A 25,567-nucleotide genomic window follows, 5' to 3' on the forward strand; every position below is an offset into this window, starting at 1 on the left:
CCTCTCCTCGTGACCGGGCAGGGCCGTGCCCGAAACCGTGCGAACACCTAGGGCTGTTCCGTGGCCGGGCCTTCCTCGGCCGCCTCCAGCCGGGCCTTGATCACCGGGCTGACGAGCAGGTCGTACACCAGGGCTCCGAGTACTCCGCCGATGAGCGGGCCGACGATGGGGATCCACCAGTAGCCGCTGAACCACCCGAACGTTCCCGGCAGGGCGATCGAGCCCCAGCCCTCGAAGTAGGTGAACAGCCGCGGTCCGAAGTCACGCGCGGGATTGATCGCGTATCCGGCATTGGTGCCGAACGTCAGACCGATCGCGACGACCACCAGGCCGATGAGGAAGGGGTGCAGGTTCGACAGCGGTGCCGTGTTGCGGGTGTCGATGAGCGCGCACACCAGCAGCAGGAGGATCCCGGTCCCCACGATCTGGTCGAGCAGCGGCCCCCACCAGGAGTTTCCGAAGTATTCGGCGGGGAACGTGGCGAAGATCGAGTAGGTCGCCAGTGATTCGTCGCGCGGGACGCCCGCCCGGGCGTCGGCCGCGTCGATCGCCCATCGGTAGCAGGCGTAGACGAGCGCGGCGGCGACGAAGGCGCCCAGGACCTGCGCCAGCCAGTACGGCAGCACCTTCCGCCACGGGAAGTCCCTGCGGACGGCGAAGGCCAGCGTCACCGCGGGATTGATGTGGGCGCCGCTGATGCCGCCGGCCACGTAGATGGCGAACACCACGGCGAGCCCCCAGCCCCACGCGATGATGAGCCAGTTGGCGGGCCCGAACTCCACCACCTGCCGGCCCGAACCCGGGAGACCGACCACGGAGACGGCCACCGAGGCGACGCCCAGCAGGATCAGGACGAACGTTCCCAGGAACTCGGCGAGCATCTCACCGCCGAGGCCCTTTCGATAGCCGCGTCGACGTGCCATGCGTTCAGCCATCGGCTCTCCTCGGCTGGATTGACGTGGACCTCCCTCCCTGAACGGAAGCGTAGGTGCGCCGGAGTGATCGGGCTCGTCGAGAGCCGTGTTTCCTCCCTCTGGAGCAATGCCCGGCGGTACCGGCGTGCGGGCGCCCGACCATCGTGCTCCGCCTCCCGCGTACGCTGGCGGACCGTCGTGCCCGACCGACCGACAGGAGCCCGCAGCCATGCCCTCCCGCACGGACCAGGCGTTCCTCGACGCCACCGCCGACCGTCTCGCCGCCCTGCCCACCGTCCGGGCGGTCACCCTCGGCGGTTCCCGCGCGCAGGGCACCCACCGGCCCGACAGCGACTGGGACCTGGCCGTCTACTACCGGGGCCCCTTCGACCCGGACGACCTGCGCGCCGTCGGCTGGCAGGGCGAGGTCTGCGACGTCGGCGCCTGGGGCGGCGGCGTCTTCAACGGCGGTGCCTGGCTGACCATCGACGGGCGCCGCGTCGACGTGCACTACCGCGACCTCGACGTCGTCGAGCACGAACTGGCGGAGGCGCAGGCGGGCCGCTTCCGCGTCGAACCGCTGCTGTTCCACCTGGCCGGCATCCCGACCTACCTGGTGGTCGCCGAACTCGCGATCAACGAGGTGCTGCGCGGTGAACTGCCCCGCCCGGCCTACCCAAAGGCCCTGCGCCGCACCGCTGCCGAGCGCTGGCACGGTACGGCCGCCGCGACGCTCGCCTACGCGCGGGCCAACCACGCCCCGCACGGCCGTCTCACCGAGGTCGCCGGGGCCGTCGCCACGGCGGCCCTGCACACCGGGCACGCCGTGCTGGCCGCGCGCGGCGAGTGGGTCACCAACGAGAAGCGGCTGCTCGACCGCGCCGGACTGCGCACCGTGGACGACGTCCTCGCCCGCATGCGGAACGACCCCGAGTCGCTCACCACGGCCGTCGCCGACGCGGAGGCGCTGTTCGAGGCCGCGCTGCGCTGACTTCCGCGGCGAGCGCAGGCGCACGGGCCGGCCCGTGCGCCGTACCGGGCGCATGCGCCAACGGCGTTGTGCGGCGGGCGCGTTGGACTACGGTGGAACCATCGTCGCGGCCGGGAGTGCGCACGCCTCCCGGCGGATTCGGACTTTCGGGGGGCTTCGATGGATCCCTATCTGCTCACCTTGGCCGGTACGGCCGGCACGTCCCTGGTGGGACTGCTCGTCGCCGAGGGATGGCAGCAGACGAGGGACGGAGTGGTGACCGTCTGGCGCCGCTTCCGCCCCCAGACCGCCGACGAGGTCGGACGGGACCTCGACGCCTCCCGCGCCACCGCGCTCGACGCCGCCGAGAGCGAGGGCCCCGACGTCACCGGACCGCTGCAGGGCCGGTGGGCCGCGCGCTTCGTCGAACTGCTCGCCGAGCACCCCGAGGCCGCCGACGAGCTGCGCGACCTGCTGGAACAGTGGGAGCGGCGAGCACCGGACGGCCGGCCCACCGACGGCGGAGTACGGATGGAGGCGCACGCGACGGACCACGGCCGCATCTACCAGGCCGCCCGGGACATCCACATCACCGAGCGATGAGAGCACCGGACGACGGCGCGGGCGGCGACGCACGCCGTCGCGCCGGTACGTACGGCCGCGCCTCGGGCCACGGGCAGGTGTACCAGTCCGCCGGCGACCAGTACGTGACCCACGTCAACATCACGGCCGAGGGCCGGGGCCTGGCCGCCCACGAGGCGCGCGAGCGGGCCGACGTGGTCGTCCAGGTGCTGGCCCGCGCCGTCGGAGAGTGGGCGGCACGCTGTCAGGAACTGGAGGAGAAGGCCCGCAGGGCCAAGGCCGAGGGCCGCGCCGAGGCCCACGCCGAGTTCACCGAGCGGCTGCGGGACGCCGAACTGCGCGTCATGCGCGCCCGGTCGACGATGCGGCAGGCCGAGGAGGAACGCGCCAGGGCCGAGGCGCTGCTGGCCCAGGCGCAGCAGGAACTGGCGCGTCGCAGACGCGGCGGCGAACAGGACCGGGACGACGACGACCTCCGTCCCGTTCGTCCCGGTCCGCCGCAGGACGAGCGGGACGCCGAGGAGTTCTCCGACCTCCTGGAACGGGCGGAGGCCGAACTCGGCGCCGTGCGCGAAGGGCTGCGTCGGCTCGGCGAGGAGACCGGCCCCGACCCGGCGCGGGTCGTCGCGGGGGAGTGGACGCGCCGCACCGCGCCGGACCGGCATCCGGCCCCCGCCCGGCCGGCCGCCCCGGACGCCCACGACGCCCCGGCCCGCCCCGTGCCCGCGATCCACACGACCGGCCTGCCCCTGTGGGGCCCGGTGGGCACGATCTGGGCACTCCTCACCCTCCCGCCGTGGGTTCCGATGCTCGTCGTCACGACCAACAGGGCGGCCTACGCGGCGACCGAGCAGCACGGTGACGTGGGCTGGTTCACCGCCGTCACGGTGGTGGCGGGCCTGCTGGCGTACGTCTTCCTCCTGGGCAGTGCGGGACTGGTGGCCGAGAACCTGTGGCTCGGCGACCGGGAACGCAGGCTCATCCAACGCCCCGCCGTCCTCTGCGTACTGGTGTCCCTGCTCCTGCTCGTCGCCGCGTTCTTCACCCCGCTCAGCTGGCCGGGCCCCGCCGGGGCATGGGGCCGGGGCCTCGCGTCCCTGATACCGGCGTAACCGCGGCCGGTCCGGGCGGCGGACGGAACTCCGCCCACACGGTCTTGCCGGGGCCGGCCGGCCGGGGCGTGACACCCCAGTCGTCCGCGAGAGCGTCCACCAGGAGCAGCCCCCGGCCCGATTCGCCGTCCGGGCCGGGCGTTTCGGCCACCGGCCGTCGCTCCGCCCGGGTGTCCGTGACCTCGACGCGCAGCATGCCGCCCTCGGCCTCGGTCAGACGGAGGCGGAAGTCCCGGCCGGGGACGAGACCGTGACGGACGGCGTTCGCGGTGAGCTCGGAGGCGATCAGGGTGAGCGTCTCGTTCGCCGGCGAGGCGTAGGAGTGGCCCCAGGCGTGCAGGCGGTGCGAGACCAGTCGGCGGGCGAGGCGCGCGCCGCGCGGGGACGAGGTGAACCGCATCGCGAACGCGCGGGCGGGCCGCGCCGGTCGGGACGTACGCCCTTGCGGGGGAGTAGCTGACTTCATGAGGTCAACGGTCGCGCACTGTGCGTAGCGTGGACCAGGCGTGACGCGCTGACCGGCAGCGGCTGTACGCCGTCGGCGCGGGCCTTGTACACGGGGTGAGCCGTGACCGGGCCGGTGCGGGGCGGGTTGGTTGCGAGCGCGACGAGGCGCGGGGTGTTCGGCGGTGAGTACGTACGGGAGGTGCCGGGCGTGGAGGAACAGCGGCAGCAGGTGGACGGCCAGGAGCAGGAGGCGGGCGCGGGCATCCTGCACGTGTTCGGGCGGCAGTTGAAACTGTGCCGGGAACGGGCGGGACTGGACCGGGCGGAGCTGGGGAGCAGGGCAGGGTACTCGGCTTCGACGATCGCCTCGTTCGAGCAGGGCAGGCGGATCCCGCCGCCGAAGTTCATCGACAGGGCGGACGAACTGCTCGACGCCGGTGGGCTGTTGAAGGCGGGCAAGGAGGAGGTGGCCCGGGCGCAGTATCCGGCGTTCTTCCGGGACGCGGCCAGGTTGGAGACGCAGGCGGTGGAACTTCACGTGTACGCCACCCAGGCTGCTCCTGGACTGTTGCAGACGGAGGAGTGCGCCCGCGCGGTGTGTGCGATGTGGCGTCCGTTGCTGGACGAGGAGGTCATCGAGCAACGCGTGGCCGCCCGACTGGCACGGCAGGACATCTTCGCCCGGCGTCCGGCACCGGACCTGAGTTTCGTGATCGAGGAGGCCGTGCTGCACCGTCCGCTGGGTGGTGAGTCGGTCTGGCGCGGCCAGTTGGAGCAGATCCTGCTGGCGGGCGACAAGCGGAACGTCGACATTCAGGTGATGCCGCTTGCACGCGTACAGCACGCTGGACTGGCCGGCCCGTTCACCTTGATGGAGACCAGGGATGGGCGGAGGATCGCCTACACGGAAGTGCAAGGTGACAGCCACGTCCACACAGAGCGCGGAAAGGTCCGGGAACTCGAAGTCGCGTACGGAGCCCTTCGCGCGCAGGCGTTCACCCCGGAAGAATCGCGCGCGTTGATCGAGAAGCTGTTGGGAGAGAGATGAGCGGGGAATCGGCCGGGCGGGACATCGGCGACCTGGCTTGGTACAGGAGCAGCTACAGCGCCGGGAACGGCGGCGAGTGCGTCGAGGTGGCTCCAGGGAGCGGGGTTCTGCACGTCCGTGACTCGAAGGACGTCGCAGGCCCCATGGTCAGCCTCACGCCGAAGGCGTGGGCCGCCTTCGTCGGGTTCGCCGCCCGGCACACCGCGTAGGGCGAAGCGCGTCGCAGTGCCCCGTGACCGCCGACGCGGGTCACGGGGCACTGGCGTGCGTGCGGGCGGGCGGGCGAAGGCCCGGGGCGCGTTCGTCACCTGCCGGAAACGCGACCGTTCACGGTGCTCCCACGACGTCGCTTACCGTGGAGGACACGTCCACCCGGCCCGGTCACCGTCGCCCGCGAGCTCACGCCCTTCCCGATGCGACCGCTGGAGTCCCGTGTCCCGTCCCGCCCGCGCCCTGCCCCCGTGGCTGGCCCACGCCCTGCGCGCCCAGCGCGGACCGGTCTCGCGGAGCGCGGTCGTACGGGGCGCCCTGGGCGGTGGGCCCCTGCTCCTCGCGGCCGTACTCGCCGGGCGGCCCACCGTCGGCGTGGTCGCCGCCATCGGCGCCATGTTCGCCGGGATCAACGACCGGCCGGGCAGCCGCCGGGCCTCCGTGGGACGGATCGGCGGGCCCGCGCTCGCCGGAGCGGCCGGGCTGGTCGTCGGGACGTACACCGGTGACCACCTCGCGGCCGTGCTGCTCACGCTGCTGCTGACCGGTCTCGGCCTGGTCGCCGGAGCGGTCAGCGCGCTGGGCCCGGTGGGTTCCGCCGTCGGCATTCAACTGCTGGTCGGCGCGGCCGTCGGGGCCGGGATGCCGCTGCCCGAGCCGGGATGGCTGCGGGCGCTCGCCTTCCTCGCCGGTGCCGGATGGCTCCTCGCGCTGCGGCTGGCGCTGCCCACGCCGGGCTCCTTCGCCGGGGACTTCCGGCTCGACTTCCGCTTCGACGGGGAGCGGCACGCCGTCGCCGGGGTGTACGACGCCGTCGCGGCGCTCCTCGACGCGGCCGGCTCCCCGACGGCCACCGCGCGACGGGCCGCCCTCACCGCCGCCCTCGACCAGGCGCAGGACGCGCTCGCCGGGCCCCGGCTGCGACGGTACGCGTCCTCCGCTGCCGAGCGGCGGCTGCACGCCCAGTACGCCGCCGCGCTGCCGCTCGCCGAGGCCGCGACCGCGCTGGCCTGGGCCGAGCAGGCCGTACCCGCCCGGGCGTCCGAGGGGCCCCGGCGCCTCGCCGCCGCCGTACGCGACAACGCCTCCACCGGGCCGCTGCCCGCACCGGCCCGGTCCGCTCCCGCGCTGCGCGCCCTCGATGACGCCCTCCTGAACGCCGCCGAGGCCTTCGACCGGGCCGACGGCGGCGACCTGCACGGCCGCAGGCGGTCCCGGGCCGCCCGCGTCCGCACCGTCCTCGGCGCGCGGGGCCGCGAGTACGGCACACGGGTCGCGCTCTGCTTCGGGGCGAGCGCCGCCATCGCCCAGGCCCTGCACCACGCCCGCTGGTACGGGCAGCACGAACACTGGTACTGGCTGCCCGCCACCGCCGTCTTCCTCGTCAAACCCGACCTCGGACCCCTGGCCTCCCGGGTGCTGTCCCGGGCCGCGGGCACGGTCCTCGGGGCGCTGCTGTTCGCCGGGCTCGCCGCGCTGCTGCCCCGGCCCGAAGGGCTCGTCGCGCTGGTCGCGGCCTGCGGCGCGCTGATCCCCGTGGCCACCCGGCACTTCGCCGCCCAGACCGCCGTCGTCACCGTGCTGGTGCTCGCCCTGGTCATGGCCGGCGGCGAGCCGCAGGCGTCCGTCGGCCGGATCGCCGAGACCCTGCTGGCCTGCGGCCTCGTCCTGGTCGTCGGTCACCTCCCGCTGCCGGGACCGCGCGGCGACGCCATCCGCGCCCGGCTCACCGAGGCGGGCGCCGCCGCCCAGACCTACCTCGACCACGTACTCTGCGGCTCCGACGACCGCGCCGCCCGCTGGGCGCTGCGCCGCGAGGCCTACCGCACCCTCGCCGAAGCCCGTACCGCCATCGCCCTGGCCTCCGCGGAACTCCCGCCGCTCGCCCGGCACGCCGACGGCGCGGACGAGACCGCCGCCACCCTCGAACGGCTCGTCGACACCACCACCGCCTGCGCCGTCCACCTCGACGACACCGGCCGGCTCGACTCCCCGCACATCCGCCGGCTCACCGAACTCCGCGACGAACTCGCCCGCCGCCGGCCCCGGGTCGACCTGCGCCTGCCGCGCCTGCCGGCCGTCACCGGATGAGCCGAAGCCCTGGGCGACGCGGCCCGCAGCGGTGCGTCACGCGGGAGCCGCGGAGCCGCCCGCGAGCTGCTCCTTCATGCCCGCGGTGTCCCAGTTGAACCAGGTCTCCGCGATCTTCCCGTCCCGGAAACGGCAGGTGACATGACCGGTCGACTCGAAGGTCCGGCCGGACGGCGCGAGACCCTCGTACGCACCGGTGTGCTGTCCGCGCACCGTGAACCGCATGCACACCAGGTCGTCCTCGGCCGCCATGCTCTCCACCGAGTGCCGGAGCCGGAACGCCTCGGCCACTCCCCGGTACACCTCCCGGGCCTCGGCCAGGCCCACCGACTCGCGCGGCATCCCGGGGTCGTGCTCGACGTAGTCCGCCGTGCACAGCTCGCCGTACTCGGCCACCCGGTCCGCCTGCCGGGCCTCCTCCAGGAAGCGGCGGGCGACGTCCTTGTGCGCAGTGAGCCGGTCGAGCACCATGTCGCCTCCAGCGGGCCGTGGGACCGAGTGCCGTACGGCCCACGCTAGCCAGCCTCCGCGGGAATGTCCTGTTCGCCGAGGTCCTTCTATGTTGGCGTGATGACGCCCACCGCGACGACGTCCACCGGCCCGCAGCCGCCGGCCGATCTCCTCATCACCGGATGCACCGTCCTCACCCACGACGACCAGGAACGGATCGGTTTCGCGCAGGACGCCGCGATCGTCGTACGCGGCGGGATCGTGGAGGAGGTGACCAGTGCCGAGGCCGTCGCGGGACGCGCCGCCGCGGAACGGATCGACGCCCGCGGCCAGGTCGCGCTGCCCGGCCTGATCAACTGCCACACGCACGCCCCGATGGTCGCCCTGCGCGGCCTCGCCGAGGACCTGCCGACCGAGGAGTGGTTCAACGACGTCGTCTGGCCGGTGGAGTCCAACCTCACCGACCGGGACGTCGAACTCGGCGCCCGGCTCGCCTGCGCGGAGATGATCATGGGCGGCGTCACCTGCTTCGCCGACCACTACTTCGCCATGGACGCGGTCGCCGCCGTGGTCGCCGAGTGCGGCATGCGGGCGCTGCTGGGAGAGGCGTTCTTCTCCTCGCAGGGACCCGAAGGACGGCAACGCTCACTGGAGTTCGCACTGCGGTACGCCGGGGCCGCCGACGGCCGCATCACCACCGCGCTGGCCCCGCACGCCCCCTACACCGTGGCCGACGCCGACCTCACCGCCACCGCCGAACTGGCCCGCACCCACGGACTGCCCGTCCACGTCCACGCCGCCGAGAACCGCGACCAGACCGACGCCTCCCTCGCCCGGCACGGCGTCACCCCCATCGAGGTCCTCTCCCGCACCGGCATCCTCGACACCGACGTGCTCCTCGCCCACGGCACCGGCATCGCGGAGAGCGATCTGCCGCTGCTGGAACGCGCGAGCGGCCGTACGGCCGTGGCGACCGCACCGCGCGGCTACCTGAAGTTCGCCTGGCCCACCACCACACCGGTGCGCGCGCTGCGCGCCATCGGCATCCCGGTCGGCCTCGCCACGGACGGCGCCGCCTCCAACAACTCCCTCGACGTGTGGGAGTCGATGGCGCTCACCTCACTGATCCAGAAGTCGACGGAAGGCGACCCGCGCTGGATGACCTCCCGTCAGGCCCTGCACCACGCCACGCTGCAGAGCGCCCGCGCGGTCGGCCTCGGCGACAGCGTCGGCGGCATCGCGCCCGGACGCCGCGCGGACATCGCCCTCGTCGACCTCACCGGACCCCACACCCAGCCCGTCCACGACCTCGCCGCGACCCTGGTGCACAGCGCCCGCTCCGCCGACGTCCGCACGACCGTCGTGGACGGCCGCATCCTCATGCGCGACCGGCAACTCCTCACCCTCGACGTCGCGAAGACGGTACGGGAACTGGGCGAACGGCTGCCCGCACTCGTCGACCGGAGCCACGGCCGCCGCATCCAGGACTACGACACATGACGCGCGGCGGACGCGTGCGCGGAAATCCGTGAGCGGAAAATCCGCGGGCGAGCGATGAGTTCCGTACGGCCCGGGAGTCACCCGTGGAACGGGACCGTCGTACAGGAGGAGTCATGTCGCTTCCGGAGGTCGTCTCGCGTGCCGAGTGGCGCGCGGCGCGCGAGGAGCTGTTGGTCAAGGAGAAGGTCGTCACCCGCGCGCGGGACGCGCTGAACGCCGAGCGGCGTCGCCTGCCCATGGTCCGGATCGACAGCGAGTACCTCTTCGAGGGCGGCGACGGCAAGGCCACGCTGCTCGACCTGTTCGAGGGGCGGCAGCAGCTCGTCGTCCACCACTTCATGTTCGCCCCCGAGTGGGACGCCGGATGCCGCGGCTGCTCCGCGTTCCTCGACCAGATCGGTCACCTCGCCCACCTCAGGGCGCGGGGCACCACGTTCGCGGCCGTCTCGCGGGCCCCGTACACCAGGATCCTGCCGTTCAAGGCGCGGATGGGCTGGACAGTGCCCTGGTACTCCACCTGCTCCGGCGACTTCAACGAGGACTTCGAAGCGACCGTCGAACAGGACGGGAAACGCGTCGAGCGGCCCGGCCTCAGCTGCTTCCTGCGCGACGGCGACCAGGTGTTCCACACCTACTCGACGTACGGACGCGGACTCGACGGGCTCGGCTCGACCACCAGCCTGCTGGACCTGACCGCGCTCGGCCGGCAGGAGGAGTGGGAGGAACCCGAAGGGCGCGCGTCGGCCCTCGGCGCGCCCGCGGGAAGCGACCGCATCCGCTATCACGACGAGTACGACGACTGACACCGTCCGTGACGCATTGAGCCGAAAAGCTGAGATCCCGCTCACACGTGACGGTGAACGGGTGTCAACTAGGTCTCAGTACCGTCACCGGGCGAGGTGTTCACCCCATGGTTGGCGTTTAACTCTACGAGTACAACGCAGCATGGAGGTGGCAGGGTGAACGGGCGAACGGTGCTCGAACGCTTTCCCGCAGGTGGACCGCGTGGTTCCTGGCCCGCGGAGGAGTTCGCGCACGCGCGACGCCTGGAGGGCCTGCCCGCCGAGGTCGTCATGGACCTCGCCACCGACATGTTCCTGGTGATCGTCCGCGGCGAGAGCGCCGGTGACGCCACCGCGTGACACCGGCGCGGGACCCGGCGTGCGCCGGCAGGGCTCTGCCTGTGGTTACGCGCTGACCGGACGGGACCAGGCCGGAGCGGTCCCGGTCAGGTGGCACAGCGCCAGGTAGAGCGGTATAGGCGGCGTGTACGGGAGCGTGCCGTCGGGGCGGTGGATCAGGTCGGGCAGGACCGAGGTGCCGGTGTCCGGGAGGATCGCGCCGACGGCGTAGCGCGCGGGCGCCGGCCACTGCAGGGCGTAGTCGGAGTCGGACGGGACCAGCCACCACCAGTGCGTCTCGTCGGCGTAGACGCAGCCCACCCGGGGCAGGCGGGGAATCACCTGCTGGCCCAGGAGGGCGGGCACCGCCACCGCGTCGCAGCCCATCGGGGCCGTCATCCCGTCGGGCACCGGCAGCCGCAGCGGTGCGCCGCGTGTCTGCCGTCCGCGCCGGATGCGGACCAGCGAGTCGAGGGTCAGCACCCGCGGGCCGGACACGCCCGTCACGTGCGCGCCCCGTCCCGGTGGGCGCGTCGGCGCGGAGACGCGTCCCGGCTCTCCGCGGGCCGGCCCAGGCGGCCGGCCTCGTCGTCGCCCTCGTCGTTGTCCGAGCCGCCGGCCGGTCCCGGTTTCGGGCGGGTGCCCCAGCCGAGGTCGTTGCGGGGCTCCGAGGGATCGCGCGGAGCGTCCGCCGTGCGCGGCAGATCGGCCCAGACCAGCAGGCCGGGCCCGTGCTCGTGGGCGCCCCACGACTGACACAGGGCGTCGACGAGAAGCAGCCCCCGGCCGCGCTCCTCCTCCGGCCGCCGACGGGTGTTCGCCCGTGGCCGGCCCGGCGCGCAGCCCTCGTCACGCACGGCTATGCGCACCAGGTCGCCGCTGTCGTGCAGCTCGCACACGATGTGCCTGCTCGCGGTGTGGACGATGGCGTTGGTGACCAGTTCGGAGACGACCAGGGCCGCTGTGTCGCAGGTGTCCTCGCACACCGACCAGCCGGTCAGTCGCGCCCTCGTCAGGCGTCTGGCCTGGGCGGGGGAACCCGGATGGGCGGCCAGCTCGAAACGGAACCGGCGTCCGGCAGCGACCCCGGACGGGGTGGCAGCCGAGGCGGCGCCGAGGCCGATGGAACCAGCGGCGGCGGCGTCTGTTCCTAAAGGCGCGGACGGAATCACGCTTGCCACTATCGCCCCGCCGTGAACACTTGGCAAGTGTCACTCTGAAAAATGCAGAGTGCTGTATGACGGTCTGCACGGCCGTGGCACACTGCTCGCAACAGCACCCCGCGCGGCGCCAGTTGGGATCGCCGAAGAACTGTTCGAACCACATGTTCGGACCGAAGGATCTTCGGACGGGTCTTCGAGTGGCGCCGCGAGGCTGTCAGCAAACGTTCGAGGGAGGTGGAGTGTGAGCGAACCCCGGTCCGCGCCGACGGTCGGCCAGGTCGTCCTCGGCCGACGCCTGCTGGACCTGCGGGAACGCGCGGGGCTCAAACGGGAGGAAGCAGCCCGCATCCTCCGGGTGGCCCCGGCCACGGTCCGCCGCATGGAGATGGCCGAGGTCGCGCTCAAAATCCCGTACCTCCAACTGCTGTTGAAGGCCTACGGCGTCTCCGACGAGGAAGCCGACGCCTTCGTACAGCTCGCGGAGGACGCCAACCGCCCCGGATGGTGGCAGCGCTTCCACGACATCCTGCCCGGCTGGTTCTCGATGTACGTCAGCCTCGAAGGCGCCGCCTCCCTCATCCGCAGCTACGAACCCCACTTCGTCCCCGGCCTGCTCCAGACCGAGGACTACGCGCGCGGCGTGCTGCGCTCCGGTGCCGTCGGCCAGACCCAGCCCGAGGACATCGAGCGCCATGTCGACCTGCGCATGCAGCGGCAGGCACTCCTCACCCGCGAGGACGCGCCCAGGCTGTGGGTCGTGATGGACGAGACCGCCCTGCGCCGCCCGGTCGGCGGCACCGAGGTCATGCGCGCCCAGATCGACAAGCTCCTCGAGGCGACGAAGCTGCCCAATGTGACGCTGCAGGTCGCGACGTTCGCCGGCGGGCCGCACCCCGGCACGTACGGGCCGTTCGTGCTGTTCCGATTTGCCATGCCCGAACTGCCGGACATGGTCTACAGCGAGTACCTGACCGGCGCCGTCTACCTGGACGCGCGCGCCGAGGTGGCGACCCACCTCGAGGTCATGGACCGCATGGCGGCGCAAGCCGCTACGGCACATCGCACGAAGGAGATCCTCCAGGATCTCCGCAAGGAGCTGTGAATGGAACTCTTCGAGTCCCGCAAGTCCCTGCCCCAGCCGCGCGTCCGCACCGAGCGGATCTACAACGGCATGCCCGCGCGGGACCTGGGCAGCGAGGGCTGGCACAAGCCGTGGAGCGGCGGGAACGGAGGCAACTGCCTGGAGGCGATGAAACTCGCCGACGGCCGGATCGCGGTACGGCAGTCCACCGACCCCGACGGCCCGGCGCTCATCTACACCTCCGCCGAGATGACGGCCTTCATCGAAGGAGCCAAGGCCGGAGAGGCGGATTTCCTGCTGTCCTGACCCCTGTTGTCCGCTCTACCTTGTGTTTTCCCTGCTGAAGCGGCACTGAATTGATCACTAACAGTTGCAGAGACCTACGGAGTCCGTCATGACCGGGCACAACCCCATGGAGCCCACGCCGCCCATGGAGATCGACACCAGCAGACCGCACCCCGCGCGGATGTACGACTGGTACCTGGGCGGCAAGGACAACTACCCGGTCGACGAAGCCATGGGCCGGCAGATGCTGGCCCTCGACCCCAGGGTCCCGGTCATGGCGCGCGTGAACCGCGCGTTCATGCAGCGGGCCACACGCTGGCTCGCCGGCCAGGGCATCCGCCAGTTCCTCGACGTCGGCACCGGCATACCCACCGAACCCAACCTGCACCAGGTGGCCCAGACGGTCGCACCCGACGCCCGCGTCGTGTACTGCGACAACGACCCCATCGTGCTGGCCCACGCGGCGGCCCTGCTGCGCGGCACCGACGAAGGGCTGACCGAATACCTCCAGGCCGACGTACGCGATCCGGACACCATCCTCGAAGGCGCCCGCAAGGTCCTCGACTTCAACCAGCCCGTCGCCCTGTCGCTCATCGCGCTGCTGCACTTCGTCTCCGACGAGGACGGCGCGCACGAACTGGTCGGGCGGCTGCTGGGCGCACTGCCCTCCGGCAGCTACCTGGTCCTCACCCACGCCACGGCCGACTTCAAACCCGAGGAGTCGAAGGCGGCCACCGACAAGCTCAAGGCGGCCGGCGTCACCCTGGCACTGCGCTCCCGCGAGGAGTTCACCCGCTTCTTCGACGGCCTCGAACTGGTCGACCCCGGCGTCCAGGTGCCCCACCTGTGGCACCCGGAACTGGGCGATCCGGTACCGGGCCAGGACGACGAGACGATCCCGGGCTACGGGGCGGTGGCCCGCAAGCCCTGAACCAGGCCGGGCGGCAGGCGCCACGGATCCGGCCCCGGATCCGCGCCCACCGCCCACCCCGGCGGAGCGGTGGGGCACGAGCCCGCAGTTCCGGCACCACTCCGCCGACGGCGGCCCGCTGCGATACCGGCGGGCCGCCGTCGGGCGTTCGGAACCGGCCGGAGGGCGGCTGGAGGGCGGGCGGAACCCGGCCGGAGGGCGGGCGGAACCCGGCCGGAGGGCGGGCGGAACCCGGCCGGAAGGTGGCCGAGGGCGGCCGGAGGGCGGCCGGGGTGTAGGTGCCTGGGTGGGGATGGTTTCTTGGGGGTTCCGGATCGGGGCGGGGCATCCGTCGGGGACGGGCTCGGCTCCGGTGGGGGCAGGGCTTCCGGATCAGGGTGGGGCGGGGGGCTGAGCAGGGCGGGGGGCGGGCTGAGCAGGGCGGGCGAGGGGCTGAGCAGGGCGGGGAAGGGGCTGACAGGGCGGGGAAGGGGCTGACAGGGCAGGGGAGGGGCTGAGTAGGGCGGGCGAGGGGGGCAGGCTGCTTCAGGCCGTCATCGGGCGGTCGTACGGTCCGATCGGGGACGGGAGCCGGGACGGGCCGCCGGTCAGATGGCGGTCGACCGCCGCAGCCACCGCCCGGCCCTCGGCGATGGCCCACACGACCAGCGACTGCCCACGAGCGGCGTCACCGGCCGCGAACACGCCCGGCACGTTCGTCGCGAAATCCGCGTCCCGCGCGATCGTGCCACGCGGATCCAACTCCAGACCCAACTGGGCGATCAGCCCGTCCCCCCGCTCCGGCCCCGAGAAGCCGAGCGCGAGCAGCACGAGATCGGCGGGCAGCGTCCGCTCCGAGCCCGGCACGGGACGCCGACCGGCATCCACCTCGACCACGTGCAACGAGCGCACATGCCCGTCCGCGTCGCCGGTGAGACGCAGCGTGGACGCCGCGAACAACCGCGCGTCCGCGTCCGCCGCCGGAGCCGTCCGCAGCTCGCCGGCCTCCTCGTGCGCCGCGGACAGCCGGTACAGCTTCGGAAACGTCGGCCACGGCTCGGCATCCTCGTCCCGCTCCCCGCCCGGACGGGCGTAGATGTCGAGCTGGGTGACCGACGCCGCCCCCTCGCGCACCGCGGTGCCCAGACAGTCGGCGCCCGTGTCGCCGCCCCCGACGATGACGACATGCCGCCCCGCGGCGGACAACGGCGACACCGCCAGATCGCCCTCGCACACCCGGTTGGCCAGCGGCAGGTACTCCATCGCCTGGTGCACACCGGCCAGTTCCCTGCCCGGCACGGCCAGTTCACGCCACGCCGTCGCCCCCGTGGCGATCACCACCGCGTCATAACGGGCCCGCAACCCGGCCGCGTCCACGTCCCGCCCGACCGTCGTGGACGTACGGAACCTCGTCCCCTCGGCCCGCATCTGCTCCAAACGCCGTTCCAGATGCCGCTTCTCCATCTTGAACTCCGGGATGCCGTACCGCAGCAGCCCGCCGACCCGGTCGTCCCGCTCGTACACGGCGACCGTGTGACCCGCCCGGGTCAACTGCTGCGCCGCGGCCAGCCCGGTGGGGCCCGAGCCGATGACCGCGACCGTACGGCCCGACAGCCGCTCCGGCGGGGCGGGCGGCGCGAAACCCTCCTCCCACGCCCGGTCCGCGACGGCACACTCGACGTTCTTGATGGTCACCGCCGGCTGGTTGATGGCGAGCACACAGCCCGCCTCACACGGCGCCGGGCACAGGCGGCCGGTGAACTCGGGGAAGTTGTTGGTGGCGTGCAGCCGCTCCGCCGCCGCCCGCCAGTCCTCCCGCGACACCAGGTCGTTCCACTCCGGGATCAGATTGCCGAGCGGACAGGCGTCGTGACAGAACGGAACACCGCAGTCCATGCAGCGGTCGGCCTGCGCGCCGATGACGGGCAGCAGCGCCCCCGGGACGTAGACCTCGTTCCAGTCGCGGACCCGCTCCGACACGGGCCTGCGGGGCCATTCCTGGCGGGGGGTGGTCAGAAAACCCTTGGGATCGGCCATGGCCGTCTTCCTTGCGTGCGCGAGTGACAGGCCGTGCGTCGTCGGGCGGCACTCCTCGAGCCACGATACGTCCGTTCCCCCGCGCCCGCAGAGCGCCGGACAGCGCTACCCCGGAGCCGCCGGAGCCGCCGGAGCCGCCGGAGCGGGTGGACGGTGGGCGGGTGCGGTGGGCGGGTGTGGTGGGCGGGTGTGGTGGGGTGCGGCAGGTCACGGTGGGGCGTGGCAGGTCACGGTGGCTTGTGGCGGGTCGGGGCCGGGCCGTGGTCACGGTGGGCCGCGTCAGGTCAGGGCCCGCCCGTCAGGCACGGTGGGGCGCGTCTGGTCAGGGCCCGCCCGTCAGGCACGCTGGGGCGCGTCAGGTCAAGGCGAGCAGGTACGAGAGCGCGGCACCGGCGGACGCGAGCGCGCGGACGTGGTTCCACACCGTCCACTCGCGCACGAACACCGGCCAGTGGACGGCCGCCTCCGCACTGCCCGGTTCCAGCCGGGCCAGCGCCTCGTTGCGCGGTATGTTCCCGACCACGGTCACCCCGAACGTTCCCACCAGGTACAACGCGCCGCCCACGAACAGTTCGACCGTCCCCTCATCCGGCCACAGCACGAACGTCACCACCGTGATCACCGCGCACAGCACCGCCGAGCCGAGGAACAGCAGCATGAAGGCGGGGCTCACCGCCGCCACGTTCACCGCCTGCATCGCGGCCACACCCTGCGCGGGCGGCAGCGCCGCGAGCCCTCTCATCACGAACGTCGAAAAGGCGAAGAAGACCCCCGCCGTCAGCCCGGTCCCGAGCACACCGAGCACGGTCAGCACGAAGTACGGTCCGTCGATCATGTCGTCATCCCCGTCCGGCAGCCGAGACCCTCCCGGCCGCCATGCCTGCCATCAGTCAATATGGCCGGGACCCGCCCGGCCATGCCCGAACGACGCCGCCCCATGCGCCGACGTCTCCCTCCCCCCGGGGCCCCGCCCCCTCCCCCCCCGCCCCTCCCCGCCCCCGTCCCCTCCCTCTCTCCCGTCCGTCCCGCTCCCGCCTCGTCCCAACCGCCCCGTCCGGCCACGGCGGTACGCGCGCCGCGGTCACCCGGTGGATCCCAGGCCGCCCTCCGACCAGCTGCTCAGCACTGTCTGCACTGCCGCGGCGATCCGCCGCCGCGCCTCGTGTCTGGGCACCCCGCTCATCAGCAGGCGGTCGTACGGAGTGTCCAGGTGCCGTACGGACGCCACGACCGCCGAGGTCACCGCCCTCTCCGACAGCGCTCGTCCCGCCGCGCTCCGGCCCACCCGGCCGCTGCCCCGCACCGATGCGTGCGCGGCGACCGCCCGGGCCCGTTCCTCCGGGCAGCCCGGGAAGAGCCTGCGTATCTCTGCCGCGAACGCCTCCGCGAACCGCTCGTCCTCGGCCGCCCTCCGCCGGGCGTCCCGTGCCCGGCGCCGGCGGCGCGCCTCCGCGTCCGCGAGGCAGCGCCGCTCGGCCCGGGCCAGCGCCTCCTCCTCGACCAGGACGCCCTGCCGCTCGTAACGGCCCTTGCGCCGGTTGAACCGCACGACCACGGCCGACAGCGCGCTCTCCTCCCGTGACCTCCGGGTGAGCGCCGTGTCACCGCGCGGCAGCAGGACGAGGTGGCCCAGGTCGGCGCAGTCGAGACAACGCGGCGCACCGTTCTCCATGACGAGCAGGGGGAGCGGGCCCCGACGGCAGTCGGCGCAGTGCCGCTCCCTGAGCGGCTGGTGGACGACAATGCCGGGGAACGGCGGGGGAGTTGGGCGGCGTGCCATGCAAGATTCCTCCCCTCGACGGGCCGTGAGGCGCGCTCCGCCCGCCGCCCGCCGTGTCCCGGCCACCGGCCGAGAACCCGCACGGAGCGCTCCGCCCGTCGCCCGAGGCGCCACAGCCCTCCCACCGTCGATCCGAGCCGCCTGAGCCGCCTGAGCCGCCTGAGCGGCCCGAGCGGCCGGGCGTCCTGGGCGTCCCGACCGGCCCAACCTGCCCGACCGGCCCGACCGGCCTGGACGCCTCGTGCGGTCCGAGCGCCTGGACCGGCCGCTGACGCATGATGGCCGTGTGCGACTCGAAGCGATCACCTGGGACCGGCTCGGCGACCTCCTCGCCGAGCGCCTGCTTCAGCTGAAGACGGCCGACGGCGGCCCCTGGCCGCGGGTCGCGCTGGACGGTGCCCCGGCCGCCCGCCCGGGAGACCTCGCCGAACGTGTCGCCGAGGCGCTGCGCATACGCGGCCGCCCCTCCCTGGTCGTGGGCGCCGACGGTTTTCTGCGGCCCGCCTCGGTCCGGCTCGAGTACGGCCACCGGGACGTGGAGTCCTACTACGGCTGCTGGTACGACACCGGAGCCCTCTGGCGGGAGGTGTTCGGCCCGCTCGAACCCGGCGGGACCGGGCGGGTCCTGCCCGACCTGTGGGACCCGGTCACCGATCGCGCCACCCGCAGCCCTTACGTCGACATCCCTCCCGGTGGTGTGCTGTTGCTGCACGGTCCCCTCCTTCTGCGGCACTGGTTCCCCTTCGACCTGAGCGTGCACGTCCTGCTCTCCCCGGGCGCCCTGCGCCGCCGCACCCCCGAGTCCGAGCACTGGACGCTCCCCGCCTTCGAACGCTACGAGCGGGAGACCGACCCGGCCGGCACCGCTGACGTGCTGGTGCGGGCCGACGATCCCCGCCATCCGGCATGGCGCGGCTGAGACCGACAGGGCAGGCGCACCGGCGCGAGCCGCTCTCCGGGTGCCGTCCGGGAACGGCACGGAGACAATGAGGAGCGCCGGGACTCGCGGTGCGACCCGCGCCGCGCCGGCCGTCCGGCACCGGGAGGTACCCCATGACCACCGCCGGAGACATCATGCACCGCGGTGCCCAGTGGATCCCCGCTCACGAAACCCTCGACCGGGCAGCCCAGTTGATGCGTGAACTGAACGTCGGCGCGCTGCCGATCAGCGACGACGACGAGCGGCTGTGCGGCATCCTCACCGACCGCGACATCGTCGTCGGCTGCGTCGCCATGGGCCACGATCCCGCCCGGGTCACCGCAGGCGACCTGGCCAAGGGCACCCCGCGCTGGATCGAGGCGGACGCCGACATCGACGACGTCCTCCGCGAGATGCAGACCCACCGGATCCGCCGGCTGCCCGTCATCGACGGCAAGCGCCTCGTCGGCATGATCAGCGAGGCCGACCTCGCCCGACACCTGACGGAGCATCAGATGGCCACCTGGGCCGGGAACGTCTACGCCAGGACCACGACGGGCTGACCCCGCCGGACCGCTCCCGGGACGGGTGTCACAGCCAGCCGCTGCGCCGGAACGCCCGGTACAGCAGCAGGCAGGCCACGGATATCACCCCGATGACCATGCCGTAGCCGTACCGCCAGTGCAGCTCGGGCATGTGGTCGAAGTTCATGCCGTACATCCCGCACACCATCGTCGGCACGGCGACGATCGCCGCCCATGCGGTGATCTTGCGCATGTCCTCGTTCTGCGCGACCGTGACCCGCGCCAGGTGCGCCTGGAGGATGGAGTTGAGCAGTTCGTCGAAGGCCGCTATCTGCTCCGTCGCCCGCTGCAGATGGTCGGAGACGTCACGGAAGTACGCCTGTATCTCCGGGGCGACCGCCCGGATCGGCCGGCCGGCGAGCTCCTCCAGCGGCCGGCCGAGCGGCACCACCGCCCGCTTCAGTTCGAGGAGTTCCCGCTTCAGCTGGTAGATGCGGCCCGGATCGACCCGGGCGCCGTGCTCGGCGAACACCTCCGTCTCCACCTCGTCCACGTCCTCCTGGACCGAGTCGATGACGGTGAGGTAGTCGTCGACCACATGGTCGGCGATCGCGTGCAGCACCGCGGACGGGCCCTTGGCGAGCTGCACCGGGTCGGACTCCAGCCCCTCGCGCAGCGGTCCCAGCGAGCCGTGCCGCCCGTGCCGCACGGTGATCACGAAGTCCTCGCCGAGGAACACCATGATCTCCCCGGTGTCCACCACCTCGCTGGTGGCGGTGAGTTTCTCGTGCTCGACGTAGCAGACCGTCTTGAACACGGCGAACAGCGTCTCGCCGTACCGCTCCAGCTTGGGACGCTGGTGGGCCTCGACGGCGTCCTCGACGGCCAGCGGGTGCAGGTCGAACAGGTCGGCGATGCCGGCGAACTCCTCGTTGGTGGGCTCGTGCAGTCCGAGCCAGACGAAACCTTCCCCGGTCTTGCGCACCTGACGGACCGCGTCCACCAGGTCCTCGCGGGCGGCCGTGCGCCGACCGTCCCGGTACGTCACGCAGTTGACCACCGAGGACCCCAGCGGGGACCTCGCCGGATGGCTCAGGTCCACGCGCGGGCGCCGCCGCGCCAGCCGGGCCACCCGGCGCAGCCCGCCGACCCCGCCGAGGCTCGTGACCTTCCGCAGATTCCCTGCCATGGACATCCGGTTCTCCTAGCGTGATTCCCCCGTGCCGTGCTGCTTCCCGGCTCTGGCGCGCCAGTCTGCCAGCCGCGGGCGGATCACGCGCGAACCTGTGGGAACCATCTGTTCCGCTTGGTTCCCGCCTGTGGACAAAGGAAGTTGCCCCTCGTGGCGGGCCGCTCGTCAGGCTGACGAGGGCGGCCGTCCCCCTATGGTTTCCACCGCCCGCGCGCCCGCCCCGCACCCCTGAGCCGCCGCCCGCTCCGGGCCGGCGCCCGCGAGCAGGGACGCCAGGAACGCACCCGTGAAGGCGTCACCCGCACCCGTGGTGTCCCGTGGCGTCGCCGGTACGGCCGGAACGCGGGCGTACACCGCGCCCGACCGCGCCAGCAACGCGCCCTCGGCGCCCAGCTTGGCCACCACCAGCGGGACGTGCCGGCTCAGCAGCGCCGCCGCCTCCACCGCATCGGACGACCCCGTGAGCAGACACGCCTCGTCACGGCTCGGCAGCAGCACGTCCACGCCGTCCACCAGCGCCCGGAAGCGGTCCGCACCCAGCTCCGCCAGGAACCCGGCCGACGCGGGATCCAGACTCACCGGCACCCCGCGTGCACGCGCCGCCGCCAACGCCACCGCGACGAAGGCCCGGCTCGGCTCGGTGAACAGCAGATAGCCCGACAGATGCAGCCGTGCCACCCCGTCCAGCAACGCGTCCGACCAGTCACCGGGGTCGAGCCGCAGCGACGCGCCGCTGTCGGTGAGGAACGTCCGCTCGGCCGCCGCACCCTCGTCGACGAGACAGATCACCGTCCCCGTCGGCGCCCCTTCGTCCACCACCAGCAGCGGCCGGACACCGCAGGCGGCCAGCTCCCGCTCGTGCCAGGCGGCCGCGTCCCGCCCCACCCGCCCGAGGAGACGCACCTCGGCGCCGCCCCACCGCGCCGCCCAGCAGGCCACATTGGCGCCCGCACCGCCCGGCACCGTACGGATCGCCGCCGCCGTGTCCGTACCCGGGGCCAGCGGCCCCCGGTGCCGGGCGACCACATCCGTGATCACGTCACCGACGACCAGCAGCGCCCCGTCCCGCACCGCCCGCGTCACTCCCCGGCGGCCCAGGCCGCCGCGACGCGCGCCGCCAGGCGCACGTTGCCCCGGACCGCCGCCAGATTCGCGGAGAGGGACGCACCGTCGGTGTGCCGCACCAGGTAGTCCAGCAGGAACGGCGTGACCCCCTGACCGGTGACGCCCTCCGCCGCACAGGCGCGCAGCGCCTCGTCGAGCACCCGGGCGTGCACCGCGGGATCCAACTGCTCGTCCTCCGGCACCGGATTGGCCACGATCAGCGCCGACCCGGGCCCGCCGAGCGCGTCCTGCGCCCGCATGACACCGGCCACCTGACCGGGTGTGTCCAGCCGCCAGTCCACGGCATGCCCGGAGTCGGACAGATAGAACCCGGGGAAGCGGTCCGTGCCGTACCCCGCGACCGCGACCCCCAGCGTCTCCAGCCGCTGCAGCGTCGCGGGCACGTCCAGGATCGACTTCACGCCCGCGCACACCACCGTGATCCGGGTGCGTGCCAGCAGCCCCAGGTCGGCCGACTCGTCCTGGGTCACCGTCCACTCCCGGTGCACCCCGCCCAGCCCACCGGTGGCGAACACCCGCACACCCGCCAGCGCCGCCAGCAGGGCGGTGGCCGACACCGTGGTCGCCCCGCTCACCCCGGCGGCCACGGCCGGCGCCAGGTCACGGTGGCCCAGTTTGCGGATCCCGTCCTCATCGGCGACCCGCTCCAACTGCTCCTCGTCCAGACCGACCCGCGGACGCCCGTCCAGCACCGCGATCGTCGCCGGCACCGCGCCCTCCTGCCGAACGGCCGCCTCCAGTTCCCGCGCCACCTGCAGATTGCGCGGCCGGGGCAGTCCGTGCGCGATGATCGTGGACTCCAGGGCCACCACCGGCCGCCGCGCGGCGATCGCCTCCCGCACCTCTTCGGACACCATCAGCACCACGGATCTGCCTCCTGTCTGCCGGTCCTCCCTCATCTCTGGCGGTCGGCGTGCCGGATCAAACCCTCGCGCGCCGTCACGGACGTCACGGATGCTGACGGACATGACGGACCACACGACTCGTCTCGACCACGTCGTCCTGTGGGTGCGCGACCCCATCGCCGCCGCCCACTTCTACGAGCAGGCCGTCGGCCTGGAGCCCGTCCGGCTCACCGACTACTCCGTGGGCGAAGCACCGTTCCCCTCGGTGCGCGTCAACGAGGAGACCATCCTCGACCTCATGCCGCTGGCCACGGCGGAACGCATGACGATGCTTCCCGGCGCCGCCGAAAGCTCCGGCCACCCCGTCAACCACGTCTGCCTGTCCCTGCCGGCCGGCGACTTCGACGCTCTCCGCGACCGCCTGGAGGAGCGCTCCGTACCGGTGAGCGACCTGGCGCACGACTCCTTCGGAGCACGCGGCCTGGCCCGGCGCAGCTTCTACTTCCGCGACCCGGACGGCAACATCTTCGAGGCGCGGCACTACGACTGAGCGGGCCGCCCGCACCGCCGGCTCCGTCACCAGCGGGCGCCGAAGCACCCGGGCCGTCAGAACAACGGCTCGGGCAGCACACCCTCCAGGGCGAGCAACCGCCTCTTGGTCTCCAGACCGCCCCCGAAGCCGCCGATGCCGCCCCCGCTCTCCACGACCCGGTGGCAGGGCACGACCACCGGCAGCGGATTGGCGCCCATCGCCGTCCCCACGGCCTGCGCGGCGCCGGGCTGCCCGACCCGGCCGGCCAGATCGCCGTACCCGACGACCGTGCCGAACGGCACGCCTCCGGCCAGCTCCCGCAGCACCTCGCGGTTGAAGCCGGATATCAGCGACCAGTCCAGCGGCAGGTCGAACGCCTGCCGCTCGCCCGCGAAGTACGCCTCCAGCTGACGTATCGCCTCGGCCAGCACGGGGTGGCCGGGCTCCTCGACGGGCTCGGTGCCGAGCCGGGACGCCAGCCGGCCGAGCGCGGTGTCGCGCACCTCGTCCGTGGCGTGGAACACGACGTTGACCAGGCCGTCGCGGGTCGCGGCCAGGAGCAACGGGCCGATGGCGGTACCGACGACCGCCCACCCGACCCGCTGCTCGTACTGCCCATGGCTGTCCATGCGCCCCACCGTACGACCCGCCACTGACAACGCCGGGCCGGCCGGAGCGGCGACGGGAGGGACGGGTCAGCCGTCCACCGCCTCCTGGACCACGTCGGGCGTGTTGGTGATGATGCCGTCCACGCCGTAACCGTCCACCCGCCGGGCGTTCTCGGCGTCGTTCACGGTCCAGGTGAACACCTCGAGCCGCTTGCCGTGCGCCCCGCGCAAGGCGTGCACGGCGTCCACGTAGTCGGCCGTCAGCGACCCGTACGACGGGTTGATCTGGTCGGTGAAGGCGGCGTACGAAGGCAGGTCGGCCACCGGCGGCGTCCCGAGGAACCCGGTCTTCACCGCGGGCTTCAGCTCGTGGACCGTCCGCACGCTGTCCGCGCCGAAGCTCTGCACGATCAGCCGGTTGCGCACGTGCTCGCGGTCGAGCCACCCCTCGTTGCTGAGGACCTTGAGGGTCTGCCGCTCGATGCCCGGATACAGCTGGGGATTCTTGAGCTCCAGCAGCAGCTTCTGGTCGTACCGCTCGACGCGGTGCACGAACTGTTCGAGCGTCGGCACCCGCGCGCCCGCGTACGCGGGGTCGAACCAGCTGCCCGCGTCCAGACGGGCGATCTCCGCGGCGGTGAAGTCCTTCACCTTCCACGGAGCCCGGTCGGGGAAGACCTCCTCGACGTCGGTGGTGCGCTGCAGGCTGTCGTCGTGCAGCACGACGAGCTCGCCGTCCTTGGTGCGCTGGACGTCGTTCTCCACCCACTCGACACCGAGTTCGGCCGCCTTGTCGACGGCCGCCAGGGTGTTCTCCGGCGCGTATGCGGAGGCGCCGCGGTGAGCGATGACCACCGGGCCGGCACCGCTGTCCGCGGCCCGCGCGGGGGAGAACGTGAGCAGGAGGGCGGCGGTCCCCAGGACCGCGGTGGTCGAGGCGGCGACAGCGCGTGCGTGCATGCGTACTCCTCGCGTTGAACGGTCACGGTCAGCTCAACTCTGACAGCAGACGGTCAACGCGAGACGGGCGCAGGATGGCCACAGATTGAACGGTGTTGCCCGAACTCCGCACACTGGTGCCTCACACGTGGGGCAAGGGCGTGTTTCTTTGCCGGAAAGTCGTTCGACCATTCCGGTGGGGTCATACTCTCTGCGTCAACCCAGGCCGCGTCGCGGTCCCGGGGAGGGGGCTCACATCGGGAATGCGGGACGCACACGGCGGGAAGGGCAGCCGCGCATGCAGGGCACGGTCGACGGATTCAGCTACGGCCTGGTCACACCGGTGGTGGCCTACCTCATGGCCTGCCTCGGCGGCGCCCTCGGCCTGCGCTGTGTCACCAGGGCGATGGTGACGTCCCGGTGCCGGCGTTCCGGCTGGCTCGTCCTGGGGTCCGCCGCCCTCGGCTCCGGCATCTGGACGATGCACTTCGTCGCGATGCTGGGCTTCACCATCGAGGGCACGCCCATCCACTACGACCCCGTGATGACGTTCGCCAGCCTGGCCGTCGCCATCGTCATGGTGGGCACGGGAATCTTCATCGTCGGCTACCGGGGCGCGACCGGGACCGCCCTGTTCACCGGCGGTACCGTCACCGGCCTCGGCATCGCCTCCATGCACTACCTGGGTATGGCCGGCATGAGCCTTGACGGACGGCTGGAGTACGACACCGTCACGGTGGCCGCCTCCGTCGCCATCGCCATGGCCGCCGCCAGCGCCGCCCTGTGGGCGGCCGGGCAGGCCAGGGGATTCCTGTGGAGCGTGGGCGCGAGCCTCGTCATGGGACTCGCGGTCACCGGCATGCACTACACCGGCATGGCGGCCCTCGACGTCCACGTCCACGGCACGGCGGACCCCCTCGCCGGAGAGCCCGCGTCCGACCTGCTCGGGCCGATGCTGGTGGGACCGCTCGCCTTCCTCGTCCTCGCCGGCATCGTGGTGATCTTCGACCCGCTCATGGTCATGGGCGCCCCCGCCGCGCCGCCCACCGAGCACAAGCCCGGCATCCCGGCCCACTCCCCGGTCCGGCCCTCCCGGCTGCGCCTCCGGGGCCCCGTGGAACACCGCTCCCGGACCCCGCAGCGCCGCTGATCCGGACCGGTTGTCAGTGGGGGGTCGTACGG

At 72.9% G+C, this 25,567-nt stretch carries 29 protein-coding genes; 16 read left to right on the forward strand and 13 right to left on the reverse strand.

Annotated features, from left to right (window positions below; genetic code table 11):
- Positions 1–47 precede the first annotated feature (47 nt).
- The gene (locus FGW31_RS26340; protein ID WP_142196020.1) at positions 48–935 is read right to left on the reverse strand and encodes an MIP/aquaporin family protein; all 888 of its coding nucleotides are present in this window, start codon (positions 933–935) and stop codon (positions 48–50) included.
- A gap of 208 nt (positions 936–1,143) precedes the next feature.
- On the opposite strand from FGW31_RS26340, the gene FGW31_RS26345 reads away from it, so the two are divergent.
- The 3 genes from FGW31_RS26345 to FGW31_RS26355 all read left to right on the forward strand — a co-directional run bounded on the left by FGW31_RS26345 (position 1,144) and on the right by FGW31_RS26355 (position 3,578).
- Positions 1,144–1,905, forward strand: coding sequence for a nucleotidyltransferase domain-containing protein (locus FGW31_RS26345; protein ID WP_142196021.1), 762 nt, complete (start codon positions 1,144–1,146; stop codon positions 1,903–1,905).
- A 159-nt stretch (positions 1,906–2,064) separates the two neighbouring features.
- Positions 2,065–2,487, forward strand: a complete 423-nt coding sequence (locus FGW31_RS26350) for a hypothetical protein (RefSeq protein ID WP_142196022.1) — start codon at positions 2,065–2,067, stop codon at positions 2,485–2,487.
- Complete coding sequence (locus tag FGW31_RS26355; protein WP_142196023.1) at positions 2,484–3,578, forward strand: hypothetical protein; 1,095 nt, start codon at positions 2,484–2,486, stop codon at positions 3,576–3,578. Before FGW31_RS26350 ends, FGW31_RS26355 begins: the two co-directional genes overlap by 4 nt.
- Here FGW31_RS26355 and FGW31_RS26360 read toward each other — a convergent pair.
- Positions 3,517–4,044, reverse strand: coding sequence for an ATP-binding protein (locus FGW31_RS26360; RefSeq protein ID WP_233452580.1), 528 nt, complete (start codon positions 4,042–4,044; stop codon positions 3,517–3,519). The genes FGW31_RS26355 and FGW31_RS26360 overlap by 62 nt on opposite strands.
- Positions 4,045–4,224: 180 nt before the next feature.
- On the opposite strand from FGW31_RS26360, the gene FGW31_RS26365 reads away from it, so the two are divergent.
- From FGW31_RS26365 to FGW31_RS26375, 3 genes are all read left to right on the forward strand, one after another.
- A complete protein-coding gene (locus FGW31_RS26365) occupies positions 4,225–5,073 on the forward strand; it encodes a helix-turn-helix domain-containing protein (RefSeq protein WP_373303337.1) in 849 nt (282 codons plus the stop codon).
- Complete coding sequence (locus FGW31_RS26370) at positions 5,070–5,282, forward strand: DUF397 domain-containing protein (RefSeq protein ID WP_142196024.1); 213 nt, start codon at positions 5,070–5,072, stop codon at positions 5,280–5,282. The genes FGW31_RS26365 and FGW31_RS26370 overlap by 4 nt, the downstream gene beginning before the upstream one ends.
- Positions 5,283–5,505: 223 nt before the next feature.
- On the forward strand, positions 5,506–7,374 hold the full coding sequence (locus FGW31_RS26375) for an FUSC family protein (protein WP_142196025.1): 1,869 nt from the start codon (positions 5,506–5,508) through the stop codon (positions 7,372–7,374).
- A gap of 36 nt (positions 7,375–7,410) precedes the next feature.
- Here the strand turns inward: FGW31_RS26375 and FGW31_RS26380 are convergent, their stop codons facing one another.
- The gene (locus tag FGW31_RS26380) at positions 7,411–7,845 is read right to left on the reverse strand and encodes an ester cyclase (RefSeq protein ID WP_142196026.1); all 435 of its coding nucleotides are present in this window, start codon (positions 7,843–7,845) and stop codon (positions 7,411–7,413) included.
- Positions 7,846–7,944: 99 nt separating this feature from the next.
- On the opposite strand from FGW31_RS26380, the gene FGW31_RS26385 reads away from it, so the two are divergent.
- The 3 genes from FGW31_RS26385 to FGW31_RS26395 all read left to right on the forward strand — a co-directional run bounded on the left by FGW31_RS26385 (position 7,945) and on the right by FGW31_RS26395 (position 10,466).
- Positions 7,945–9,324: an amidohydrolase gene (locus FGW31_RS26385; protein WP_142196027.1), complete on the forward strand. Its 1,380-nt coding sequence runs from the start codon at positions 7,945–7,947 to the stop codon at positions 9,322–9,324.
- A gap of 113 nt (positions 9,325–9,437) precedes the next feature.
- Positions 9,438–10,127: a DUF899 domain-containing protein gene (locus tag FGW31_RS26390; RefSeq protein WP_142196028.1), complete on the forward strand. Its 690-nt coding sequence runs from the start codon at positions 9,438–9,440 to the stop codon at positions 10,125–10,127.
- Between the two features lie 156 nt (positions 10,128–10,283).
- Positions 10,284–10,466, forward strand: coding sequence for a hypothetical protein (locus tag FGW31_RS26395; protein WP_142196029.1), 183 nt, complete (start codon positions 10,284–10,286; stop codon positions 10,464–10,466).
- 45 nt (positions 10,467–10,511) lie between these two features.
- Here the strand turns inward: FGW31_RS26395 and FGW31_RS26400 are convergent, their stop codons facing one another.
- Complete coding sequence (locus tag FGW31_RS26400; RefSeq protein ID WP_142196030.1) at positions 10,512–10,952, reverse strand: hypothetical protein; 441 nt, start codon at positions 10,950–10,952, stop codon at positions 10,512–10,514.
- Positions 10,949–11,626 (reverse strand): ATP-binding protein, encoded by a 678-nt coding sequence (locus tag FGW31_RS26405; RefSeq protein WP_142196031.1) that lies wholly within the window; start codon positions 11,624–11,626, stop codon positions 10,949–10,951. Before FGW31_RS26405 ends, FGW31_RS26400 begins: the two co-directional genes overlap by 4 nt.
- 223 nt (positions 11,627–11,849) lie before the next feature.
- On the opposite strand from FGW31_RS26405, the gene FGW31_RS26410 reads away from it, so the two are divergent.
- The 3 genes from FGW31_RS26410 (at position 11,850) to FGW31_RS26420 (ending at position 13,905) form a co-directional block, all read left to right on the forward strand.
- Positions 11,850–12,710 carry a helix-turn-helix domain-containing protein gene (locus tag FGW31_RS26410; RefSeq protein ID WP_142196032.1) on the forward strand — a complete coding sequence of 287 codons (861 nt, stop codon included), beginning with the start codon at positions 11,850–11,852 and terminating at the stop codon, positions 12,708–12,710.
- On the forward strand, positions 12,711–12,995 hold the full coding sequence (locus FGW31_RS26415) for a DUF397 domain-containing protein (RefSeq protein WP_142196033.1): 285 nt from the start codon (positions 12,711–12,713) through the stop codon (positions 12,993–12,995).
- Positions 12,996–13,083: 88 nt separating this feature from the next.
- A complete protein-coding gene (locus tag FGW31_RS26420; protein ID WP_233288708.1) occupies positions 13,084–13,905 on the forward strand; it encodes an SAM-dependent methyltransferase in 822 nt (273 codons plus the stop codon).
- 525 nt (positions 13,906–14,430) lie between these two features.
- On the opposite strand, the gene FGW31_RS26425 is transcribed toward FGW31_RS26420, so the two are convergent.
- The 3 genes from FGW31_RS26425 to FGW31_RS26435 form a co-directional block, all read right to left on the reverse strand.
- The gene (locus tag FGW31_RS26425; protein WP_142196034.1) at positions 14,431–15,921 is read right to left on the reverse strand and encodes a glutamate synthase subunit beta; all 1,491 of its coding nucleotides are present in this window, start codon (positions 15,919–15,921) and stop codon (positions 14,431–14,433) included.
- Positions 15,922–16,276: 355 nt separating this feature from the next.
- Positions 16,277–16,756: an anthrone oxygenase family protein gene (locus FGW31_RS26430; RefSeq protein WP_142196035.1), complete on the reverse strand. Its 480-nt coding sequence runs from the start codon at positions 16,754–16,756 to the stop codon at positions 16,277–16,279.
- A gap of 246 nt (positions 16,757–17,002) precedes the next feature.
- Entirely contained in the window at positions 17,003–17,701 is a 699-nt protein-coding gene (locus FGW31_RS26435; protein ID WP_142196036.1) for a DUF2293 domain-containing protein, read from the reverse strand.
- Positions 17,702–17,987: 286 nt separating this feature from the next.
- Here FGW31_RS26435 and FGW31_RS26440 point away from each other — a divergent pair, with 286 nt between their 5' ends.
- Both FGW31_RS26440 and FGW31_RS26445 read left to right on the forward strand, forming a co-directional pair.
- Complete coding sequence (locus tag FGW31_RS26440; RefSeq protein WP_142196037.1) at positions 17,988–18,620, forward strand: nucleoside/nucleotide kinase family protein; 633 nt, start codon at positions 17,988–17,990, stop codon at positions 18,618–18,620.
- Between the two features lie 134 nt (positions 18,621–18,754).
- Positions 18,755–19,183 (forward strand): CBS domain-containing protein, encoded by a 429-nt coding sequence (locus FGW31_RS26445; protein WP_142196038.1) that lies wholly within the window; start codon positions 18,755–18,757, stop codon positions 19,181–19,183.
- A 28-nt stretch (positions 19,184–19,211) separates the two neighbouring features.
- Here FGW31_RS26445 and FGW31_RS26450 read toward each other — a convergent pair whose 3' ends face one another.
- The 3 genes from FGW31_RS26450 to FGW31_RS26460 form a co-directional block, all read right to left on the reverse strand.
- Positions 19,212–20,339, reverse strand: coding sequence for a magnesium and cobalt transport protein CorA (locus FGW31_RS26450; protein ID WP_142196039.1), 1,128 nt, complete (start codon positions 20,337–20,339; stop codon positions 19,212–19,214).
- A gap of 162 nt (positions 20,340–20,501) precedes the next feature.
- Positions 20,502–21,434 carry a carbohydrate kinase family protein gene (locus FGW31_RS26455; RefSeq protein ID WP_142196226.1) on the reverse strand — a complete coding sequence of 311 codons (933 nt, stop codon included), beginning with the start codon at positions 21,432–21,434 and terminating at the stop codon, positions 20,502–20,504.
- Positions 21,416–22,324, reverse strand: a complete 909-nt coding sequence (locus FGW31_RS26460; protein WP_142196225.1) for a pseudouridine-5'-phosphate glycosidase — start codon at positions 22,322–22,324, stop codon at positions 21,416–21,418. The genes FGW31_RS26455 and FGW31_RS26460 overlap by 19 nt, the downstream gene beginning before the upstream one ends.
- 103 nt (positions 22,325–22,427) lie before the next feature.
- On the opposite strand from FGW31_RS26460, the gene FGW31_RS26465 reads away from it, so the two are divergent.
- Complete coding sequence (locus FGW31_RS26465; RefSeq protein WP_142196040.1) at positions 22,428–22,856, forward strand: VOC family protein; 429 nt, start codon at positions 22,428–22,430, stop codon at positions 22,854–22,856.
- 56 nt (positions 22,857–22,912) lie between these two features.
- On the opposite strand, the gene FGW31_RS26470 is transcribed toward FGW31_RS26465, so the two are convergent.
- Positions 22,913–23,467, reverse strand: coding sequence for a methylated-DNA--[protein]-cysteine S-methyltransferase (locus FGW31_RS26470; protein ID WP_142196041.1), 555 nt, complete (start codon positions 23,465–23,467; stop codon positions 22,913–22,915).
- A gap of 66 nt (positions 23,468–23,533) precedes the next feature.
- Positions 23,534–24,406, reverse strand: a complete 873-nt coding sequence (locus tag FGW31_RS26475; protein ID WP_142196042.1) for a glycerophosphodiester phosphodiesterase — start codon at positions 24,404–24,406, stop codon at positions 23,534–23,536.
- Between the two features lie 277 nt (positions 24,407–24,683).
- Between FGW31_RS26475 and FGW31_RS26480 the strand changes: the two genes are divergently transcribed.
- Complete coding sequence (locus FGW31_RS26480) at positions 24,684–25,535, forward strand: MHYT domain-containing protein (protein WP_142196043.1); 852 nt, start codon at positions 24,684–24,686, stop codon at positions 25,533–25,535.
- Positions 25,536–25,567: the final 32 nt, after the last annotated feature.

This window comes from Streptomyces calvus, from assembly GCF_006782915.1.
Lineage (GTDB): Bacteria > Actinomycetota > Actinomycetes > Streptomycetales > Streptomycetaceae > Streptomyces > Streptomyces calvus.

Excerpts from the sequence above, each read along its gene's own strand:
- FGW31_RS26435 (WP_142196036.1), bottom strand. The coding sequence starts at position 17,701 with ATGGCACGCCGCCCAACTCCCCCGCCGTTCCCCGGCATTGTCGTCCAC.
- FGW31_RS26385 (WP_142196027.1), top strand. The coding sequence starts at position 7,945 with ATGACGCCCACCGCGACGACGTCCACCGGCCCGCAGCCGCCGGCCGAT.
- FGW31_RS26420 (WP_233288708.1), top strand. The coding sequence starts at position 13,084 with ATGACCGGGCACAACCCCATGGAGCCCACGCCGCCCATGGAGATCGAC.
- FGW31_RS26425 (WP_142196034.1), bottom strand. The coding sequence starts at position 15,921 with ATGGCCGATCCCAAGGGTTTTCTGACCACCCCCCGCCAGGAATGGCCC.
- FGW31_RS26390 (WP_142196028.1), top strand. The coding sequence starts at position 9,438 with ATGTCGCTTCCGGAGGTCGTCTCGCGTGCCGAGTGGCGCGCGGCGCGC.
- FGW31_RS26480 (WP_142196043.1), top strand. The coding sequence starts at position 24,684 with ATGCAGGGCACGGTCGACGGATTCAGCTACGGCCTGGTCACACCGGTG.
- FGW31_RS26430 (WP_142196035.1), bottom strand. The coding sequence starts at position 16,756 with ATGATCGACGGACCGTACTTCGTGCTGACCGTGCTCGGTGTGCTCGGG.
- FGW31_RS26445 (WP_142196038.1), top strand. The coding sequence starts at position 18,755 with ATGACCACCGCCGGAGACATCATGCACCGCGGTGCCCAGTGGATCCCC.
- FGW31_RS26345 (WP_142196021.1), top strand. The coding sequence starts at position 1,144 with ATGCCCTCCCGCACGGACCAGGCGTTCCTCGACGCCACCGCCGACCGT.
- FGW31_RS26370 (WP_142196024.1), top strand. The coding sequence starts at position 5,070 with ATGAGCGGGGAATCGGCCGGGCGGGACATCGGCGACCTGGCTTGGTAC.
- FGW31_RS26360 (WP_233452580.1), bottom strand. The coding sequence starts at position 4,044 with ATGAAGTCAGCTACTCCCCCGCAAGGGCGTACGTCCCGACCGGCGCGG.
- FGW31_RS26475 (WP_142196042.1), bottom strand. The coding sequence starts at position 24,406 with ATGCACGCACGCGCTGTCGCCGCCTCGACCACCGCGGTCCTGGGGACC.
- FGW31_RS26380 (WP_142196026.1), bottom strand. The coding sequence starts at position 7,845 with ATGGTGCTCGACCGGCTCACTGCGCACAAGGACGTCGCCCGCCGCTTC.
- FGW31_RS26350 (WP_142196022.1), top strand. The coding sequence starts at position 2,065 with ATGGATCCCTATCTGCTCACCTTGGCCGGTACGGCCGGCACGTCCCTG.
- FGW31_RS26340 (WP_142196020.1), bottom strand. The coding sequence starts at position 935 with ATGGCTGAACGCATGGCACGTCGACGCGGCTATCGAAAGGGCCTCGGC.
- FGW31_RS26450 (WP_142196039.1), bottom strand. The coding sequence starts at position 20,339 with ATGTCCATGGCAGGGAATCTGCGGAAGGTCACGAGCCTCGGCGGGGTC.
- FGW31_RS26470 (WP_142196041.1), bottom strand. The coding sequence starts at position 23,467 with ATGGACAGCCATGGGCAGTACGAGCAGCGGGTCGGGTGGGCGGTCGTC.
- FGW31_RS26415 (WP_142196033.1), top strand. The coding sequence starts at position 12,711 with ATGGAACTCTTCGAGTCCCGCAAGTCCCTGCCCCAGCCGCGCGTCCGC.
- FGW31_RS26355 (WP_142196023.1), top strand. The coding sequence starts at position 2,484 with ATGAGAGCACCGGACGACGGCGCGGGCGGCGACGCACGCCGTCGCGCC.
- FGW31_RS26465 (WP_142196040.1), top strand. The coding sequence starts at position 22,428 with ATGACGGACCACACGACTCGTCTCGACCACGTCGTCCTGTGGGTGCGC.